General features: G+C 64.4%; 15 protein-coding genes. 8 read left to right on the forward strand and 7 right to left on the reverse strand.

Features of this window, described 5'->3' with window-relative positions:
* Positions 1-56: 56 nt before the first annotated feature.
* The 6 genes from AC07VY_RS16740 to AC07VY_RS16765 all read right to left on the reverse strand — a co-directional run bounded on the left by AC07VY_RS16740 (position 57) and on the right by AC07VY_RS16765 (position 7,142).
* The gene (locus AC07VY_RS16740; RefSeq protein ID WP_495098424.1) at positions 57-2,261 is read right to left on the reverse strand and encodes an ABC transporter permease; all 2,205 of its coding nucleotides are present in this window, start codon (positions 2,259-2,261) and stop codon (positions 57-59) included.
* A 79-nt stretch (positions 2,262-2,340) separates the two neighbouring features.
* Positions 2,341-3,363 carry an ABC transporter substrate-binding protein gene (locus AC07VY_RS16745; protein WP_495098425.1) on the reverse strand — a complete coding sequence of 341 codons (1,023 nt, stop codon included), beginning with the start codon at positions 3,361-3,363 and terminating at the stop codon, positions 2,341-2,343.
* 82 nt (positions 3,364-3,445) lie between these two features.
* Positions 3,446-4,510, reverse strand: coding sequence for an ABC transporter ATP-binding protein (locus AC07VY_RS16750; RefSeq protein ID WP_495098426.1), 1,065 nt, complete (start codon positions 4,508-4,510; stop codon positions 3,446-3,448).
* Positions 4,503-5,540, reverse strand: coding sequence for a sensor histidine kinase (locus AC07VY_RS16755; RefSeq protein WP_495098427.1), 1,038 nt, complete (start codon positions 5,538-5,540; stop codon positions 4,503-4,505). The genes AC07VY_RS16750 and AC07VY_RS16755 overlap by 8 nt, the downstream gene beginning before the upstream one ends.
* Positions 5,537-6,223 (reverse strand): response regulator transcription factor, encoded by a 687-nt coding sequence (locus tag AC07VY_RS16760; protein WP_495098428.1) that lies wholly within the window; start codon positions 6,221-6,223, stop codon positions 5,537-5,539. Before AC07VY_RS16760 ends, AC07VY_RS16755 begins: the two co-directional genes overlap by 4 nt.
* A 190-nt stretch (positions 6,224-6,413) precedes the next feature.
* Positions 6,414-7,142 carry a GntR family transcriptional regulator gene (locus tag AC07VY_RS16765; RefSeq protein ID WP_495098429.1) on the reverse strand — a complete coding sequence of 243 codons (729 nt, stop codon included), beginning with the start codon at positions 7,140-7,142 and terminating at the stop codon, positions 6,414-6,416.
* Between the two features lie 76 nt (positions 7,143-7,218).
* Here AC07VY_RS16765 and AC07VY_RS16770 point away from each other — a divergent pair, with 76 nt between their 5' ends.
* The 3 genes from AC07VY_RS16770 to AC07VY_RS16780 are packed head-to-tail and all read left to right on the forward strand — an operon-like array spanning position 7,219 to position 9,784.
* Positions 7,219-8,376, forward strand: coding sequence for an LLM class flavin-dependent oxidoreductase (locus AC07VY_RS16770; protein ID WP_495119494.1), 1,158 nt, complete (start codon positions 7,219-7,221; stop codon positions 8,374-8,376).
* Positions 8,376-9,278 carry an aldo/keto reductase gene (locus AC07VY_RS16775; RefSeq protein ID WP_495098430.1) on the forward strand — a complete coding sequence of 301 codons (903 nt, stop codon included), beginning with the start codon at positions 8,376-8,378 and terminating at the stop codon, positions 9,276-9,278. Before AC07VY_RS16770 ends, AC07VY_RS16775 begins: the two co-directional genes overlap by 1 nt.
* Positions 9,275-9,784, forward strand: coding sequence for a flavin reductase family protein (locus tag AC07VY_RS16780; protein WP_495098431.1), 510 nt, complete (start codon positions 9,275-9,277; stop codon positions 9,782-9,784). The genes AC07VY_RS16775 and AC07VY_RS16780 overlap by 4 nt, the downstream gene beginning before the upstream one ends.
* Here the strand turns inward: AC07VY_RS16780 and AC07VY_RS16785 are convergent.
* A complete protein-coding gene (locus AC07VY_RS16785; RefSeq protein ID WP_495098432.1) occupies positions 9,781-10,911 on the reverse strand; it encodes a Gfo/Idh/MocA family protein in 1,131 nt (376 codons plus the stop codon). The genes AC07VY_RS16780 and AC07VY_RS16785 overlap by 4 nt on opposite strands.
* Positions 10,912-11,053: 142 nt before the next feature.
* Between AC07VY_RS16785 and pgeF the strand changes: the two genes are divergently transcribed.
* The 5 genes from pgeF to AC07VY_RS16810 all read left to right on the forward strand — a co-directional run bounded on the left by pgeF (position 11,054) and on the right by AC07VY_RS16810 (position 18,246).
* Complete coding sequence (gene pgeF / locus AC07VY_RS16790) at positions 11,054-11,851, forward strand: peptidoglycan editing factor PgeF (protein WP_495098433.1); 798 nt, start codon at positions 11,054-11,056, stop codon at positions 11,849-11,851.
* Between the two features lie 306 nt (positions 11,852-12,157).
* Positions 12,158-13,876 (forward strand): class I poly(R)-hydroxyalkanoic acid synthase, encoded by a 1,719-nt coding sequence (gene phaC / locus AC07VY_RS16795; protein ID WP_495098434.1) that lies wholly within the window; start codon positions 12,158-12,160, stop codon positions 13,874-13,876.
* A gap of 80 nt (positions 13,877-13,956) precedes the next feature.
* Positions 13,957-15,135: an acetyl-CoA C-acetyltransferase gene (locus AC07VY_RS16800; protein ID WP_495075993.1), complete on the forward strand. Its 1,179-nt coding sequence runs from the start codon at positions 13,957-13,959 to the stop codon at positions 15,133-15,135.
* A 34-nt stretch (positions 15,136-15,169) separates the two neighbouring features.
* Complete coding sequence (gene phbB, locus AC07VY_RS16805) at positions 15,170-15,907, forward strand: acetoacetyl-CoA reductase (RefSeq protein WP_495098435.1); 738 nt, start codon at positions 15,170-15,172, stop codon at positions 15,905-15,907.
* A gap of 137 nt (positions 15,908-16,044) precedes the next feature.
* Positions 16,045-18,246: a patatin-like phospholipase family protein gene (locus AC07VY_RS16810; protein WP_495119495.1), complete on the forward strand. Its 2,202-nt coding sequence runs from the start codon at positions 16,045-16,047 to the stop codon at positions 18,244-18,246.
* The last annotated feature ends 11 nt before the right edge of the window (positions 18,247-18,257 follow it).

The following is an 18,257-nucleotide window of genomic DNA, read 5'->3' on the forward strand; positions in this document are numbered from 1 at the left end:
GGGTAAATTTCCTGGATTCGGATGTGTCAATGGGATGGGAGGGCGGTGCCGATGGACTACTTGTTGGCGCCGACGGTGCGGCGGCCGAGCTTGCGTTCACCGACAAAAAACTGGATCAAGGCCGTGACCAGGGACATCAGCAGAATCAGCACCGTGCAGTAGGCCAGCGCGACCCCGTAGTCGCCGTTGCCGACCCGGCCGATGATGTAGGTGGTGGCCAGTTCGTACTCGGCTGTGACCAGGAAGATCACCGCCGACACGGTGGTCATGGAGCGCACAAAGCTGTAGACCAGCGCGGCCACCAGGGCCGGCTTCAGCAGCGGCAGCACTACCCGGCGCAGCGTGGTCATGCTGCTGGCGCGCAGCATCACCGAGGCTTCGTCCAGTGACTTGTCCAGCTGCTTGAAGGACGCGGTGCCGGCCCGCACGCCCACCGGCAGGTTGCGGAACACAAAGCACAGTACGATCACCAGGCCGGTGCCGGTGAGCTCGACCGGTGGCACGTTGAAGGCCAGGATGTAGCTGACGCCCAGCACCGTGCCGGGGATCGCAAAGGTCAGCAGTGCAGAGAACTCAAACAATCCCTTGCCCCGGAACTCGGTGCGGGCCAGCAGCCAGGCAATCAGCAAGCCAATGCTGGCGCAGATCGGCGCCGCGATGGCCGCCAGCGTGATGGTGGTGAACAGCGAACTCCAGGCCGTGCCGGCCCAGACCAGGCCATGTTCGCCCATCTGCACATCGAATGCGGTCTTGAAATGCATCAGGGTCAGGCTGTAGTCGCGCCCCCAGATCTTGACGAAGCCGCCCGCAAAGGCGAACAGATACACCACCACCGTGAAGGCCAGCCAGGGGCCGGCCACCCAGGTGCAGACGCGGCGCACCAGGGTGGGCAACTCCATGGGCACGCCCGCATCGCCCTTGCCAGACACCGTGGTGAAGCTGGTGCTGCCCAGAATGCGCCGCTGGACGAAGAACACGGTCAATGCAAACACCGTCAGCACCAGTGCCAGTGCGGCCGCCATGCCCTGGTCCAGCGAGGCGCCGACGATGGCAAAGAAGATGTCGGTGGACAGCACCGCATAGTCGCCACCCAGCAGGATGGGGTTGCCGAAGTCGGCAATGCTTTCGATGAAGCCCACCAGAAAGGCATTGGCCAGGCCCGGCGCCAGCAGCGGCAGGGTCACGGTGGTGAAGGTCTTCATGCGGCTGGCGCGCAGTGTTTGCGCGGCTTCTTCCAGCGACGGGCTGATGCCTTGCACCACGCCGCGCATGATCATGTAGGCAATCGGGGTGAAGGCGAACAACTGGGCCAGCCACACGCCAAACACACCGTAGAACCAGCGCGAAGGCACGACGCCCATCGACCATTCCAGCAACTGGTTGACGATGCCCGCACGGCCAAACAGCAGTATTAAACCCAGCCCCACCACAAAGGGAGGCGTGATGATGGGCAGCATGGCCAGAGCGCCTAGCGGTTTCTGGATGCGCTTGTCGGTGCCGCGCTCGGAGATCAGCGCAATCATGGTGCCCAGCGCCGTAGTGCCGGCTGCCGTCAGCAAAGCCAGATACAAGGTGTTCCAGGCCACGCCGCAATGGCTGCTGCTGTGCAGGCAGGCCAGGCCCCATACGCGTTCGGTGCCGATGCGGTCCCATACGGCCGCCAAGGCAAAGTTGCCCTCTTCGGTATAAAAGGCCGCGGCCAGCGACTTGGCTACAGGAAACACCACGAACAAGCACAGCAGTGCGGTGCAGCCCACCACCGTGGCAGCTACAAACACATCGCCACGGAAATAGCCCAGGCGTGCAATCCCCGAGCCCAGCAGCATCACCAGGCAGACCAAGACCAGGAACGCGCCCCAGCCCATGCCAAACTGCCCTTGCGGCAAGCTTCCCAGCGCAGCATTCAGCCACTCAAACGACCAGCCCACGGCACCGATGGTGAAGCCGCTGATCCCCAGCCCCAGCAGGCCGACCAGGGCTCCGGCAATCAGTACGCCACCCTGGCGCCGGCTTGCGGGCAGCACGGCGCCGATGCCGGCGATCAGCAGGCCGACAAAGCCGGTCCAGAGCCAAGCGCGGCCATGGATGGCGGCCTGCGTCACACCGTTGGCGCTGACCTGTTCGGAGAAGAGCCTGGGCAGGGCCGAGAGCAGTGATCCGCTTTGCAAGAAGTACCACGGCAAGACTAGGTAGGCGGCAAGGCCTATGAGCACCCAGGCGTATATCGCACGCTGGGTTCGTTCTGTAAATTGGACTGGCATAGAGGGAGATCTGTGGAGATGGATGGGCTGCGCTGCAGGGCGGTATCGGCGGCCCCGGGTGGGGCTCGCCGATACGGGCTTACTTGGCCTGGTTGAAGACCTTGCGCTCCCAGTTCAGGATCAACTGGCGCCGCACTGCCGCCTGGCCGTACTTGGCGTAGTCGTAGTCAATCAGCTTGATCTTCTTGAAATCAGGGATGCGCGGGTCGGGTGCTGTGCTCTTGTTGGACGGCAGCTGGAACTGCTTGGAAGCCACGCCGAATTGCTGCGCGCCCGGCGTCAAGGCCCACTCGTAGAGTTTCTTGGCATTGTCCAGATTGCGCGCGCCTTTGATCAAGGACATGGAGCCGATCTCGGCCCCCGTGCCATCCGCAGGTGTGATGGCCTCGACCGGGAAGCCCTGGGCTTTTTCGCCAGGGGCATCGTGCACAAAGCTGATGGATACGGCGGCCTCGCCACGCGCAACAGCCTTGATCGGCCCGACGCCCGAGCGTGGGTAGGTGCTGACGTTCTTGTGCAGCGCCGCCAGGTATTCAAAAGCCTTGTCTTCGCCCATGAGCTGCACCAGGGTGGCAATCATTGTGTAGGCCGTGCCACTGGCGCGCGGGTCGGACACCTGGATTTCACCCTTGTACTCGGGCTTCAGCAGATCGGCCCACACCTTGGGTATGGGCAGTTTTTTCTTGGCCAGCAGCTCGGTGTTGTAGGCAAAGCCCAAGGGGCCGGAATACACGCCCACGGTCTTGTAGCCGGCCTGCTCAGCCTGCTTTTGCGCCCAGGTATGGAGCTGGGGCAGGGAGGCGGATTTGTATTCCAGGGTGAGGTTCTGCTCTGCGGCCAGCAAATGCGGGTCGCCGGTGCCGCCAAACCACAGATCGGTTTTCGGGTTGGCGCGTTCTGCCGTGATCTGGGCCAGAGCCTCACCCGAGCCCTTGAGCGTCATATTGACCTTGATACCGCTGGTTTTGCCGAAGGTGATCTGGATCAGATTGCACCAATCTGCCTGGGCCGAGCAAATGACATTGACTTCACCACCATCGGCAAAGGCTGGCATGCCCAAGGCCAGCAGCAAGGGGGCAATCAAGAACTTGTTTTTTTTCATGTGGATCTCCTGGTATGTGGACCTCCTGGGTCCGATTGAAAACATTGAAATAGCCAAGACGGCGGGGCCCATGGCCCCCACGTCAGGGATCGTTGGTGGCATCCTGGCCCGAGGGCATGACCACACTGACGCCTTGGGTGTCCAGACGCACGCTGACGGGCGAGTCCACCTGGCGCGGCTGTACCTCGCCCTGCACCAGCACCAGCAACGTGCCCAAGGCGGTGAGTACCTGGTATTCGGTATTGCGGCCCAGAAAGGCGCGCGACAGCACCCTGCCGGCCAGGCCGGTGCCGCTGGCGGGCTCCAGCCGCCAGGCGTGTGGCCGCACGACCAGGCGCACCTTGCCTTGGCGCCGCGTCAGGCCCGAGCCCACGCGCAACGGGCCCAGATGCACCGTGCCGATGGCGTCGGCCTCGGCATCGAACAGCACGGCATCGCCCATGAAGCCCGCCACGAATTCGCAGTGCGGTGTCTCGTACACCTGCTGTGGCGTGCCTATCTGCATGATCTGGCCGTCGCGCATGACGACCACCGTATCGCTGACCGCCATGGCTTCGTTGTGGTCGTGGGTGACGTAGACCACCGTCAGCCCCAGGCGCTGCTGCAGCGCCCGGATGTCCTCGCGGATGTGGCGCCGCAAGCCCGCATCCAGGTTGGACAGCGGCTCATCCAGCAATAGCACCTGGGGGGGCAGGGCCAGGGCTCTGGCCAAGGCCACGCGTTGTTGCTGGCCGCCGGACAGCAGGCTGGTGTTGCTACCAGCAATGGCTTGCAAGCCGACCGCCTCCAGCGCCTCCATGGCATGGTGGTCGCATTCCTGCGTGGGCAGGTTTTGCATGCGCAGCCCATAGCCCACGTTGTCCAGCACATTCAGGTGGGGGAACAAGGCGTAGCTTTGAAACACCATGCTGATCGGGCGCTGTGCCGAGTCCAGTTCGGTCACGTCTACATCGCCTATGTGTATCCGGCCCGTGGTGGGCCGCTCCAGCCCCGCCACCATGCGCAGCAAGGTGGTTTTGCCGCAGCCGGATGGGCCGAGCAATGTGGTCAGCTGGCGCGGTGGGATGCGCAGTTGCACATTGTTCAGTGCCCGCACGCCGTTCGGAAACACCTTGTCCACCGCCTGGAACTGCACCGCGCTAGCCATGCGACAGCTCCTGCGGCCAGCGCACCACGGCGTCCACCCCCACGATGTGGTCGCCTTGCACGCGGTTGAACAAGTCCACCGTGGCGTCCATGGACACCGCGATCTGCCGGCAGATCGACAAGCCCAAACCCACGCCTGTGGCGCCGGACGAGGATTGGAAGGGCTCGAACAGGCGGGATTGCACAGCCTCGTCCATGCCGCCACCGTTGTCCCACACCAGCAGCTCGGTGCCGCTGGGCAGCACGCGTATTACCAGCCCCAGTGCACCACCCTTGGGGGTGTGGTGGATGGCATTCGACAGCAGGTTGCGCACCATTTCGCCCAGTAACCAGGGGTCGGTCAGCAGGCGCACGGGAATCGCCTGCAGCGCGAAGTCCAGCTTCTTGCGGGCCAGCAGCGGGGCGAACTCCAGCACCACGTCGCGGGCCACGGCCATCAGGTCGACTTCGGTCCAGTGGGCGCGGCGCACCAGTTGCTCCACCTTGGCCATGGCCAGCAACTGGCGTACCAATGCGCTGGACCGGTCCACGGTAGCCAGCATTTTGGGCAGGGTCTCGCGGGTTTCCAGTTGTCCGGACATCACGCCCTGCAGCTGGGTACGCAGTACCGCAAACGGCGTACGCAGCTGGTGCGAGGCGTCGGCCAGAAACTTCTTTTGCTGGTCCAGCGAGGCTTGCTGCTGTTGCATCAGTCCATTGACGGCGGCGGCCAGCTGTTCCAGCTCCATGGGCTGCGTGCCGGACACCTGGCGCAGGTCATCGGCGCGGCGATGGGCCAGGTCTTGCCCCAGCAGCACAGCCGGTCGGAAGGCCTTGCCCAGCACCCACCACAGTGCAGCGGCAAACAAGCCGGTTTTCAACGCCCACCATTCCCCGGCAGACAGCCCCAGCGGCCATAGGCTGCTGGCAGCATCCAGGGCCAGCAGCAGGCCAACGGCCCAGACAAATACAAACCATCGGATGGAGCGGCCTACCAGCCAGGGCCGCCAGGCTGCCAGGCGCCGCCAGAAAGCGGATGGGCCGGCATTCATGGCACGTCCTGCTTGTCGGCAAGCGCGTCGTCCATCAGGTAGTAGCCCACGCCGCGCAAGGTGACCAGGCTGGCGCCCGAGCCCTGGATGCGCTTGCGCAGGCGGTGCACCAGCACCTCGATGGCGTCCGAGCCGGCCTGGCCTTCGTCGCCGAACACGGTCTGGTGCAAGTCCTCCTTGGCCACGGCCTGGCCGGGGTGCAGCATCAAGGCCTTGAGCAGGGCCAGCTCGCGCCCCGGCATCTCTAGCGGTAGCGCGCCGCGGAAGACCCGGCCTTTGTCCAGGTCCAGGCGCAGCGCACCGCAGCGAAAATCTTCCACGCCCAGGCTGCGGCGCACCAGGGCCTTGAGCCGGGCCACCAGCTCTTCCACGTCGAAGGGTTTGCTCAGGTAGTCGTCGGCACCCGAGTTCAGGCCCAGCACCCGGTCTTCCACCGCGGTGCGGGCGGTCATCACCAGCACCGGCAGGCGCGAGCCTTCGTCGCGCAGGCGCTGCAGCACCTCCAGGCCATCCAGGCCGGGCAAGGTCAAATCCAGCAGGGCCGCATCAAACTGCCGCTGCCGCAGCATCACCAAGGCCTCCAGGCCATCGGCACAGCAAACGACCTGAAAGCCGCGCGCCACCAACATGCGGCTGAGGGCATCCACCAGGTTCAAGTCGTCTTCCACCAACAAAATATTCATGGGTGGATGATGCCTGCCAGCACCTGGGCTTTGTTACAGAGAAAACGCCGACACTTGGTGATAGCTAGCTGAAAGCTTGGCCGGCGCTGTGTCAGGCCGATGGCTGTCCCTTGCGACGTGGATTTAAGCCAAACCGGCCTCTGGCGCAGGTAATGCCTGCACAGGCAGCTATTGATTCAGTAGCAAGGTGTCAGGGCCAGCGTGCGCAGTAACGTGCCCGCTGCGGGTGTACCCAGGTGCGCGACACCTCTTCCACCACCTGGCTGTTCGACCAGGCTTGGCGTTCAATGTAAGTGCAGGGCGCGCCGGCTTCCAGGCCTAGGGCGGCGGGGGCCCAGGCGGGCAGGGCGTCCACCGAGAGTTGGTCTTGCACCCGGGCGATCCAGAAGCCGAGTTGCTCTTTGTAGAACTGGTACAGCGCGTCGCTCAATGCGGGGCTGAGTGCGTGGCGCTGGTCTATCCAGATTTCTTCCAGCGCCACCGGCGTGCCGTTCAGCGCGCGCAGGCGGCGTATGCGCCAGCCGTTGCGCCAGGCAGGTTGCTCGCGTGCGATGAGCGCCGTGGGCAGCGGGGCAGCGTCCACAGCCAGTATCTGCGCCGTAGGCAGGCCGCCGCCTTGCAGCAGCTCCAGCCGGAAGAATTCATAGATGTTCTTCACCCGGCCGGCCCGTGTCCGCACATAGGTGCCCGAGCCTTGGCGCCGCTCCAGCATGCCGCGCTGCTCCAGCTCGGCCACGGCCTTGCGCAGCGTGCCCACCGCCACGCCCAGCGATGCGGCCAGCACCGGCTCGGTGGGGATGCGCTCGCCCGCGCGCCAGTGGCCGGCCAGGATTTCGCGGCCCAGCATCTCGCTGACCTGCAGATAGCGCGGCAGCGGCTGGGACGTGGGCAAAAGGGTTTCCGGGCTGCTGGTGCTCACGTGGAAAAGACTAAAGTCATATACTATTCATTCATTATGCAGTCCATTTGATGAAGCGCAATACATGGAGGTTCGTATGGCGGTAGTGCCGGTGAAAAGTGAGGCTGTGGACGCAGCCGAGGTATCGTGGTTCGCGCCACTGTGTTCGGACGACTATCGCTACCTGGGCGTACCCGATGGCAGCCTGCGCAGCAGCTGGGAACATACCCGCGACATCCTGCTGACGGCGGATCGCCTGGGCTACCGCAACATCCTCTGCCCCTCGTCCTACCAGGTGGGGCAGGACACGCTGACCTTTGCCTCGGCTGTGGCGCCGATGACGCGCAACATCAACCTGCTGGCCGCCATACGCTGCGGCGAGCTGCACCCGGCCATGCTGGCGCGCACTGTGGCCACGCTGGACCACATGCTGCAGGGCCGGTTGACGCTGAATGTGATCTCCTCCAACTTTCCCGGCGAGGACGCCAGCAATGAATACCGCTACCAGCGCTCGTGGGAGGTTGTCGAGATTTTGAAGCAGGCCTGGACGCAGGACGAGATCAACTACGAGGGCCAGATCTACCAGCTCAAAGGCCTGTCCTGCGACCCGGTGCGGCCGTACCAGCAAAACGGCGGCCCGCTGCTGTATTTCGGCGGCTACAGCCCGCTGGCGGTGGAGCTGTGCGCCGCGCATTGCGACGTGTACCTGATGTGGCCCGAGCCTGAAGAAATGCTGGCCCAGCGCATGCGCGCCGTGCACGAGCGCGCCCAGCACTACGGCCGCGTGATTGACTACGGCCTGCGCGTGCACATGGTGGTGCGCGATACCGAGCAGGAGGCGCGCGAATACGCGCAAGAGCTGGTGTCCCGCCTGGACGATGAAAAAGGCGCAGAGATCCGCGCCCGCGCGCTGGACGCGAAGAGCTTTGGCGTGTCGCTGCAGGCGCAGAATCGCGAGAAGTCAGACGCCGAGGGTTTTGTCGAGCCGCAGCTGTGGACCGGCATTGGCCGGGCCCGCTCCGGCTGCGGCGCGGCGGTGGTCGGCAGTGTGGATCAGGTTCTCAGTAAACTAGAGCGTTACCGCAAGATGGGTATCCGGGCGTTTATTTTCTCGGGCTACCCGCACCAGGACGAATGCGAAATCTTCGGCCAGAAGGTCTTGCCCCACCTGAAAACGCTTTCGCTGCCGCAACACTACGGACGCATTCCACCATCCACACCGAACACGCCCCTGGGGCTCGGAGAACGTCGTTAATGCAACGCATTGCCTTGGGGGCTTCGGGCCTCGAACTTAGTCGCTTGGTCTATGGCGTATGGCGCCTGGCCGACAGCGCCGATACCTCGGTGCAGGCCACCTTGCGCAAGGTCCACGCCTGCCTGGACCAGGGCATTACCAGCTTTGACCACGCCGACATCTATGGCGACTACCAGTGTGAAGCCCTGTTTGGCGCCGCGCTGAAGACCGCGCCCGAGCTGAAGGCCCGGCTGCAGACCGTCACCAAGTGCGGCATCATGCTGACATCCGCCAAGTACCCGCAGCGCCGGGTGAAGCACTACGACACATCGGCCGCGCACATCCGCGCTTCGGTTGAAGCGTCCCTGAGCCACATTGGCGTGGACGTGATCGACCTGCTGTTGCTGCACCGCCCCGACCCCTTCATGGACGCGGCTGAAACCGGCGCCTGCCTGGACCAGCTGGTGCAGTCCGGCAAGGTGCGCGCGGTGGGCGTGTCCAACTTTCAGCCCTGGGACTGCGAGCTGCTGCAGTCGGCCATGCAGACCCCGCTGGCCACGAACCAGATCGAACTCAGCCTGTTGGCGCAAAGCCCGTTTACCAACGGCCAGTTGGCCTACCACCAGCAAAGGCAGCAGCCGGTCATGGCCTGGTCGCCGCTGGCGGGTGGTGCCCTGTTTGGCTACGGTGCGGCCGCCCAGTGCGTGCGCCCGCTGCTGCAAAGCCTGGCCAGCCAGTACGGCGTAGGCCTGGACGCGGTGGCCGTGGCCTGGCTGCTGGCCCACCCCGCGCGCATCGTGCCGGTACTGGGCACCAACGACCTGGGCCGCGTGCAGGCCCTGGGCGATGCCTTCAAGGTCGCCATGGACCGCGAGACTTGGTACCAGTTGTACAGCCTGGCCGCCGGTGTGGAGGTGCCATGAAGACCGCGACCGACCGCGCATTGCGCGACGCATTTGGCTGCTTTGCCACCGGTGTGACCCTGGTCACCACCCACTGGAACGGGCAGGACTGGGGCATGACCTGCAGCTCGTTCAACGCGGTCTCGCTGGACCCGGCCCTGGTGCTGTGGAATATCCGGCACAACGCCGCCAGCCACGAGGCTTTTGTGCGCAGCAGCGGCTACACCGTCAGCGTGCTGGGCAGCGAGCACCAGGAATTGGCCCAGGCCTTTGCGCGTGGTACCCAGGCCGAGCGTTTTGCGGCGGGTGAGTTTGTGCGGCTGGACAGCCAGCGCCTGAAGCTGGTGCCGGCCCTGGCCTGGTTCGACTGCAAGCTGTACCAGACGGTGCAGGCCGGTGACCACGACATCCTGCTGGGCCAGATCGAGCACTACGGCTCGCGGCCTGGCAAGGGCCTGGTGTTTGAGCGCGGCCAGTTCGCGGTGGACACGCTGGAGACCGGCGCGGCCTCCACCTCGCCTTTTTAATCCAGAGCGCTGATGGCGTAAGGCCCGCTGCGCAGGTCTATGGCCTGCCCGGTGCGCGCCGATTCCTGCGCGGCCAGGCCCATCACCACGGCCTTCAGGCCATCGGCCAGGCCGACTTCCACCGGGCCTTGGCCGCGTACCGCGCGGTAGAACTTCTCGTGCTGGTAGAAGGTCGATCCGTTGTGGTCGCCGGCCTCCAGCAGGCGTGGGTCGATGGGGATGTCCAGCTCCTGCGGGCCGGGCGTATGGCGCGGGCTGATGACCACCTTGGGCGTGGGCGCTGGGCCTAGCGCGGCGGGCCAGAAGCGTGTGGGGCCGGGCACAAAACATTCCAGCTTGCCGTCGCGGCCGACTACGCATAGCTCCTCCTGGTAGCGCGAGCCTTCGGCGAACATGCACAGCTCCAGCAGGCCGCGCTGGCCGTTGGCAAAGTCCACTGTCACAAAGGCGTTGTCCAGGATGTCGGGCACGCCGTCGGCATACACCTCATCCAGGTGGTTGTGCGCCTGCGAGGCCGAGGCGTAGATGCGCACCGGCTCGCTGCGGGTTAGCAGACGCATCAGGTCGAAGAAATGGCAGCACTTTTCTACCAGCGTGCCGCCGGTGTTCTTGTTGAAGCGGTTCCAGTCGCCCACCTTTTCCAGAAACGGGAAGCGGTGCTCGCGCAGACTGAACAGGGTCACCGGGCCGGTATGCGTTTGCGCATGGGTGTGGGCCAGCGTGGTGGCGATGGGCGGCATATAGCGGTATTCCATGGCCACCCAGATCGGCGCGGGGTAGCTCTGGCGCAGGGCGTGCAGCGCGGCCACATCGGCCAGGTTGGTACAAACGGGCTTTTCCACCAGCAAGGGCAGGGGGCGGCGCGCGGCAATTGTCTGCAGCTGGCCGGCATGGGTGAAGTTGGGGCTGGTGATGACCAGGCAGTCCAGATCGTCCGACGCCAGCAGGGCGTCCAGCGAATCCACCTGCCGGGCCTGCGGCACCAGGGCGGCGCTGCGCGCGCGCATGGTGGCATCGGGCTCAAAAATGACGGTCACCACGGCGTCGGGCAGCAGCTGGATATTGCGCAGATGCTCTTGGCCCATCATGCCGCAGCCCAGGAAACCATAGCGTAAAGGTGTGTGCATAAAAAATAAGAAGAAAGTGCCTCTGGCGCAAATGATACCTGCGCTAGCAGCTATTGAAAAAATAGCAATGCACAGTGCGAAAGCTGGATTGAGGGCGGCTGCAATGTATGCTTGCCAGCAACTTAGTTCACAGCGCACGATCTTGAAACCTGAGTCCCTTCCCAGCGACTGGCTGCGGCCCGACTGGCCCGCCCCCCGTTCCGTGCACGCGGTGTTTACCAGCCGCGCGGGCGGTGTGTCGGCCGCGCCTTTCGACGCCATGAATCTGGGCGACCACGTGGGCGATGTGCTGGCCGACGTGCAGCGCAACCGGGCCTTGTTGGGTGAGTGGCTACAGGCCGAACCCACGTTCTTGCAGCAGGTGCATGGCCGGGCCGTGGTGCGGCTTCCTGCGAAGGAGCCAGCACCCATCGTGGCCGACGCCAGCGTGAGCAACCAGCCCGGCCAGGCCTGTACGGTAATGGTGGCCGACTGCCTGCCGGTGCTGTTCACCGACACCCAGGGCCGGGCGGTGGCCGCAGCCCATGCGGGTTGGCGCGGTTTGCTGGGCCAGGACGGGCAGGGCGTGTTGGAGGCGGCTTATGAAGAAATACATGCTCTGGCGCAGGCAGCATCTGCGCCAGAAGCTACAGAAATAATAGCGTGGCTGGGCCCGTGCATTGGCCCGCAGAAGTTTGAGGTGGGGCCCGAGGTGCCTGCCGCCTTCATGGCCCACCAGCCCGAGGCGGCCGCCTGCTTTGTGCCCCATGGGCCGGGTAAATGGCTGGCAGATCTGCCTGGACTGGCGCGTTTGCGGTTGCAGGCACTGGGTGTGCGCGGCATATATGGCAACGACGGCAGCCCGGCGTGGTGCACTGTTAGCAATTCGTTACGATTTTTCTCCTACCGGCGTAGTCCTATTTGTGGACGAATGGCTGCCAGTATCTGGCTCGGCGATTGACGTCTGCGCAGAGGCTGCCGCCTGCTGCGCAGCCAGCTCCGACGCGGCTTGCGCCTTGATGGCGCGGCGCCTGGCCGGAGCCCCCATTAGGTAAACCACCAAGGCGACCGGTACCGCTCCATAGAGTACAAACGTGAACACGGCGCCGAGTACAGTGCCATTAGTATTGGTGGCCTCTGCCACTGCCATCATGAGGGCCACGTAAAGCCAGCCAATCGGAACGATGTACATAAAGATAGTGCTCTGTAGAGGGCGAGTTTTAGCCAATTGTTATTGATCCAATAACAAGCTTTGTGAGGAAGCACTATGCATTCTGAACCGGACTGGGCGCAAGCCGCCCGGCAATTCCAGCAATCCCTGGGCGACGGCTGGACGCGTGCCTGGGCCGATGTGATCAAGCCACTGCAAGGCCTGGACATGGGCCAGGTCAACGGCGCCGCTACCCCCCCCAAGATCGCGTTTTCCCCCGATAAGCTGCAAGAGTTGCAGCAGCAGTATCTTCAAGACGCCGCGGCCCTGTGGAACCAGAGCCTGGACGCGGCCTCCATCCGCAAGGACAGGCGTTTTGCCTCCGAGGCCTGGACCGAAAACCCCTTCACCACCTATTCCGCCGCTGCCTATTTGCTGACCAGCCGCACCCTGATGGGTCTGGCCGACGCGGTGGAGACCGACGAGAAAACCCGTGCCCGCATCCGTTTCGCGGTCGAGCAGTGGATGGCCGCGTCGGCGCCCAGCAACTTCCTGGCACTGAATGCCGAAGCCCAGAAGCGCGCGCTGGAAACCCAGGGCGAAAGCATCGCCAAGGGCCTGAAGAACCTGGTGCACGACATGCAGCAGGGCCATGTGTCCATGACCGACGAGAGCCTGTTCGAAGTCGGCAAGAACGTGGCCACCACCGAAGGCGCGGTGGTGTTCGAGAACGAGCTGTTCCAACTGATCGAATACAAGCCGCTGACGGCCAAGGTCTACGAGCGCCCGTTCCTGCTGGTGCCGCCCTGCATCAACAAGTACTACATCCTGGACCTGCAGCCCGAAAACTCGCTGATCCGCTACGCGGTAGAGCAGGGCCACCGCACCTTTGTGGTCAGCTGGCGCAACCCGGATGCGTCCCTGGGCCACAAGACCTGGGACGATTACATCGAAGAAGCTGCTATTAAAGCCATAGCGGTAACCCAAGAGATCACGGGCGCCAAGCAGATCAATGCCCTGGGCTTTTGTGTGGGTGGCACGATTCTCAGCACGGCGCTGGCGGTGCTGGCCGCGCGCGGTGAAAAGCCGGTGGCCAGCCTGACCCTGCTGACCACGCTGCTGGACTTTGCCGACACCGGCATCATCGACATCTTCGTGGACGAGGCCATGGTCAAGTACCGCGAATTGCAACTGGGCAAGGGCGGACTGTTGCCGGGCGGCGACCTGTCCAGCACCTTCAGCTTTCTGCGGCCGAACGACCTGGTGTGGAACTACGTGGTGGGCAACTACCTCAAGGGTGAAACCCCGCCGCCGTTCGACCTGCTGTACTGGAACAGCGACTCCACCAACCTGCCCGGCCCGTTCTATTGCTGGTATCTGCGCAACACCTATCTTGAAAACAAGCTGGTGAAGCCGGGCAAGGCCGTGGTCTGCGGCCAGAAGATCGACCTGGGCAAGCTGGATATGCCGGCCTACATCTACGGCTCGCGTGAAGACCATATCGTGCCGATTGGCGGGGCTTATGCGTCCACCCAGGTACTGCCGGGCAAGAAGCGCTTCGTGATGGGGGCTTCCGGCCACATCGCCGGTGTGATCAACCCGCCGGCCAAGAAAAAGCGCAGCTACTGGACCAGCGAGTCCAGCCAGTTCCCGGCCAAGCCGGCGGACTGGATCGCCGGTGCCACCGAGCAGCCAGGCAGCTGGTGGACCGACTGGTCGGTCTGGCTCAAGGGCCATGCCGGCAAGCAGGTGGCTGCACCCACGGCCTTTGGCAAGGGCGCCTACAAGGCCACCGAGCCGGCGCCAGGCCGCTACGTGAAAACCCGCGCCTCGTAGTTTTGCGTATGCGGAACTGCCATAAGCAACCTCTACACTGACATTCACCCCGTAACAGATCAATAAACTAGGAGCTCAAAATGGAAGACATCGTCATCGTTTCCGCCGCACGTACGGCTGTTGGCAAGTTTGGCGGCAGCCTTGCCAAAATCCCTGCGACCGAACTGGGCGCGCACGTCATCAAGGAAGTGCTGGCGCGCAGCGGCCTGAGCGCCGAGCAGGTCGGCGAAGTCATCATGGGCCAGGTGCTGGCCGCAGGTGCGGGTCAGAACCCGGCCCGCCAGTCCGTCATCAAGGGCGGCTTCAACCAGGGCACGCCCGGCCTGACCATCAACGCCGTGTGCGGCTCCGGCCTGAAGGCCGTGATGCTGGCGGCCCAGGCCGTGGCCTATGGTGATAGCGAGATCGTGATCGCCGGCGGCCAGGAAAACATGAGCGCATCGCCCCACGTGCTGCTGGGCAGCCGCGACGGCCAGCGCATGGGTGACTGGAAGATGACCGACACCATGATCGTCGACGGCCTGTGGGACGTGTACAACCAGTACCACATGGGCATCACCGCCGAAAACGTGGCCAAGAAATACGGCATCAGCCGCGAGATGCAGGATGCCCTGGCCCTGGCCAGCCAGCAAAAGGCTGCCGCCGCCCAGGAAGCCGGCAAGTTCAAGGATGAAATCACCCCTTTCACCATTCCGCAAAAGAAGGGTGACCCCATCGTCTTCGCCAACGATGAATTCATCAACAAGAAGACCAACGCCGAAGCCCTGGCCGGCTTGCGCCCCGCCTTCGACAAGGCCGGCGGCGTGACCGCAGGCAATGCCTCCGGCATCAACGACGGCGCTGCTGCCGTGATGGTGATGACGGCCAAGAAGGCTGCCGCCCTGGGCCTGAAGCCCCTGGGCCGTATCGCCAGCTTCGCCACCAGCGGCCTGGACCCCGCCTACATGGGCATGGGCCCAGTGCCCGCATCGCAAAAAGCCCTGGCCCGCGCTGGCTGGAAAGCGCAGGACCTGGACCTGTTGGAAATCAACGAAGCCTTCGCTGCCCAAGCTTGCGCGGTGAACAACGAAATGGGCTGGGACACCAGCAAGGTCAACGTGAACGGCGGCGCAATTGCCATCGGCCACCCCATCGGCGCGTCTGGTTGCCGCATTCTGGTGACCCTGCTGCATGAGATGGCCCGCCGCGATGCGAAGAAGGGCATTGCATCGCTGTGCATTGGTGGTGGCATGGGAGTTGCTCTGACGATTGAGCGTTAAGCACCGAATTTTTCAAAACAAACAGGAGATAAAAATGAGTCAAAAAGTAGCGTACGTCACCGGCGGCATGGGTGGCATCGGGACCGCCATCTGCCAACGCCTGCACACCGAGGGCTTCAAGGTCATCGCCGGTTGCGGCCCCACACGCGACCACTCTAAATGGCTGGCCGAACAGGCTGCACTGGGCTTCACCTTCTACGCGTCGGTGGGCAATGTGGGCTCGTGGGATTCCACGGTCGAAGCCTTCACCAAGACCAAGGCCGAGCACGGCACCATCGACGTGCTGGTGAACAACGCCGGCATCACCAAGGACCGCATGTTCCTGAAGATGTCGCGTGAAGACTGGGATTCGGTGATCGAAACCAACCTGAACAGCATGTTCAACGTCACCAAACAAGTGGTGGCCGACATGGTGGAAAAGGGCTGGGGCCGCATCATCAACATCTCTTCGGTGAACGGCGAAAAAGGCCAGGCCGGTCAGACCAACTATTCGGCTGCCAAGGCCGGCATGCATGGTTTCTCCATGGCGCTGGCGCAAGAGCTGGCCACCAAGGGCGTGACGGTTAACACCGTCAGCCCTGGCTACATCGGCACCGACATGGTCAACGCCATCCGTGAAGACGTGCTGGCCAAGATCGTGGCCACCGTGCCGGTCAAGCGTCTGGGCAAGCCGGCAGAAATCGCCTCCATCATCGCCTGGCTGGCATCGGAAGAAGGTGGCTACGCTACCGGCGCCGACTTCTCGGTCAACGGCGGCCTGCACATGGGTTAATGGGCTAGTGGGCTAATACCCGGGTGCTCCAGAAAAGCCCGCTTCGGCGGGCTTTTTTGCGCCCTCATGCCGGGTGCTGGCGGTTGACAATGCCGGGCATGCAGATACCCGCTCTACGCCCGCCCTTACTTTTCTCCGTGTTTCTAGCCATGGCCTTGGCCGCTGTCGCATGCAGCAGCCTGGCCCAAAGCGCAGCCGATGCTGGCCCCGCGGCCGGCCCGGTCCTGGCCAAGCGTTTGCGTGTGGGCCTGGTGCTGGGCGGCGGCGGAGCCCGAGGTGCGGCGCATGTGGGCGTGCTGGAGGTGCTGAACGAGCTGCGGGTGCCGGTGGACTGCATAGCCGGCACCAGCATGGGTGCGCTGGTGGCCGGCGCCTTCGCCGCTGGCCTGCCGCCCGACGCGATGCGGCGCGCCCTGGCCAAGGCCGACTGGAACGACCTGTTCCAGGACGACACGGCCTACCCCGAAACCAATTACCGCAACAAGATGCTGGTGCAACGCTACCTGCCCGGTCTGGAGCTGGGCTTGGGGGCGTCTGGCGTGGTGGCTCCGCCGGGTGTTCTGGCGGGGCAGAAGATCAAGCTGTTCTTCAACCAACTGGTGCGCGCCGACCTGTCGGAGCGCCTGATCGAAAGCCTGCCGCTGCCGGTATCCATCATCGCCACCGACATCGGAACTGGCGAGCGCGTGGTGCTGCGCGACGGCAGCCTGACCCAGGCCATGCGCGCCAGCATGTCGGTACCGGCCCTGATGGCGCCGGTGGACTACCGCGACCGCAAGCTGGTGGATGGCGGCCTGGTGGACAACCTGCCGGTGCGCGAGGTGCGCGCGCTGTGCCACCCCGACGTGGTGATTGCCGTGAACGTGGGTTCGCCCCTGCTGGCGCCGGAGCAGATTGGCTCGGCGCTGAGCGTGTCGGCTCAGATGATCAACATCCTGACCGAGCAGAACGTCAGCCAGTCCATGGCCGAACTCACACCGGCCGACATCTACATCCGCCCTGCGCTAGAAGGTATCACCGCTGGCGACTTCGACCGCAATGCCGATGCGGTGGAGCGTGGCTACCAGGCCGCTGCGGCTTTGACGGCCCAGCTGCAGACGCTGTCCATGCAGCCGGATGCCTACGCCGCCTGGGCCCAGGCCTTGGCCGGCGCGCAGCGTAAAACCGCCATCGTCGATGCCATCGACATCGTGGGCCCCAAGCTGACCGATCCGCAAATGGTGGCCCAGCACATCAGCCAGCGCACCGGCAGTTTGCTGGATGCGGATGCGCTGTACCGCGACCTGGAGCGGGTCTACGGCGACGGCTACTACCAGAGCGTGGACTACACCCTGCTGAGCGAGCGTGGCCGCAACATCCTGCGCGTGACGCCGGTGGAGAAGCCCTGGGGCCCAGACTATCTGCGCTTCGCCGTGGTGCTGGAGAGCGACCGCAAGAACGGCTCTGACTTCAGCCTGCGCGCCGCCTACCAGCGCACGGCGCTGAACCGGATGGGCGGGCAGCTGCTGGTGAATGGGCAGATTGGCAGCGAACCCGGCGTGGACGCCGAGTACTACCAGCCGCTGGACCCACGGCAGAACTGGTTCATCGAGCCCAGCGTGCACTACGCCTCGCGTTCGGCCCCGGCCTACCAGGACAACCGCAAGGTGGCGGAATACGACGTCAGCACCGTGCGCCTGGAGCTGGCCGGCGGCGTCAACCTGGGCAGCCTGGGGCAGATGCGCCTGGGCGTGTCCAACACCCTGGGGCGGGCGACATTGCAGACCGGTGTTGCCGTGCTCACCGACCAGTCGCAGCAAGTGCAGGGCAGCTTTGCCAGCCTGGACCTGGACCAGCTGGACCGGCTGTACTTTCCCACCCACGGCTGGGCGCTGCACAGCCGCTACTTCACCTCTCCCGAGCGCCGTTACGACAAGCTGGACACCCAGCTGCAGGGCAGCTTTTCGCTGGGCAGCTATGTCTTTACCAGTCAGCTCGCCTACACCGGTTCGACCCGGGGCGCGCTGCCGGTGTTCGACGCGGCCTCACTGGGCGGCTTTCTCAAGCTGTCGGGCTATGCGCGCGGCGAGTTGTTGGGCGACGATATGCGCTACGGGCGTGTCGGCTTGGAGCGCATTCTGGGCAGCCTGCCTCTGGGCCTGCGCGGCGATATGCGCGCCGGCCTGGCGCTGGAAGCCGCGCGCATGGGCACGCGTTACACCGAAACGCAGCGTACCGGCACGCTGGAGTCGGTCACGGTCTACCTGGGCGGCGAGACACCGCTGGGCCCTGTCTACATCGGCTACGGCCTGGCCAGCGGGCACAGCAGCAATGTGTATCTGTTCCTGGGTGTGCCCTGATGCTATTGATT

It is taken from the genome of Rhodoferax sp. GW821-FHT02C08 (genome assembly GCF_059421805.1).

What these genes read in the sequence shown, in the direction of transcription:
- AC07VY_RS16740 (WP_495098424.1), bottom strand. Translation starts at nt 2,261, where the DNA reads ATGCCAGTCCAATTTACAGAACGAACCCAGCGTGCGATATACGCCTGG.
- AC07VY_RS16745 (WP_495098425.1), bottom strand. Translation starts at nt 3,363, where the DNA reads ATGAAAAAAAACAAGTTCTTGATTGCCCCCTTGCTGCTGGCCTTGGGC.
- AC07VY_RS16750 (WP_495098426.1), bottom strand. Translation starts at nt 4,510, where the DNA reads ATGGCTAGCGCGGTGCAGTTCCAGGCGGTGGACAAGGTGTTTCCGAAC.
- AC07VY_RS16755 (WP_495098427.1), bottom strand. Translation starts at nt 5,540, where the DNA reads ATGAATGCCGGCCCATCCGCTTTCTGGCGGCGCCTGGCAGCCTGGCGG.
- AC07VY_RS16760 (WP_495098428.1), bottom strand. Translation starts at nt 6,223, where the DNA reads ATGAATATTTTGTTGGTGGAAGACGACTTGAACCTGGTGGATGCCCTC.
- AC07VY_RS16770 (WP_495119494.1), top strand. Translation starts at nt 7,219, where the DNA reads ATGGCGGTAGTGCCGGTGAAAAGTGAGGCTGTGGACGCAGCCGAGGTA.
- AC07VY_RS16775 (WP_495098430.1), top strand. Translation starts at nt 8,376, where the DNA reads ATGCAACGCATTGCCTTGGGGGCTTCGGGCCTCGAACTTAGTCGCTTG.
- AC07VY_RS16780 (WP_495098431.1), top strand. Translation starts at nt 9,275, where the DNA reads ATGAAGACCGCGACCGACCGCGCATTGCGCGACGCATTTGGCTGCTTT.
- AC07VY_RS16785 (WP_495098432.1), bottom strand. Translation starts at nt 10,911, where the DNA reads ATGCACACACCTTTACGCTATGGTTTCCTGGGCTGCGGCATGATGGGC.
- phaC (WP_495098434.1), top strand. Translation starts at nt 12,158, where the DNA reads ATGCATTCTGAACCGGACTGGGCGCAAGCCGCCCGGCAATTCCAGCAA.
- AC07VY_RS16800 (WP_495075993.1), top strand. Translation starts at nt 13,957, where the DNA reads ATGGAAGACATCGTCATCGTTTCCGCCGCACGTACGGCTGTTGGCAAG.
- phbB (WP_495098435.1), top strand. Translation starts at nt 15,170, where the DNA reads ATGAGTCAAAAAGTAGCGTACGTCACCGGCGGCATGGGTGGCATCGGG.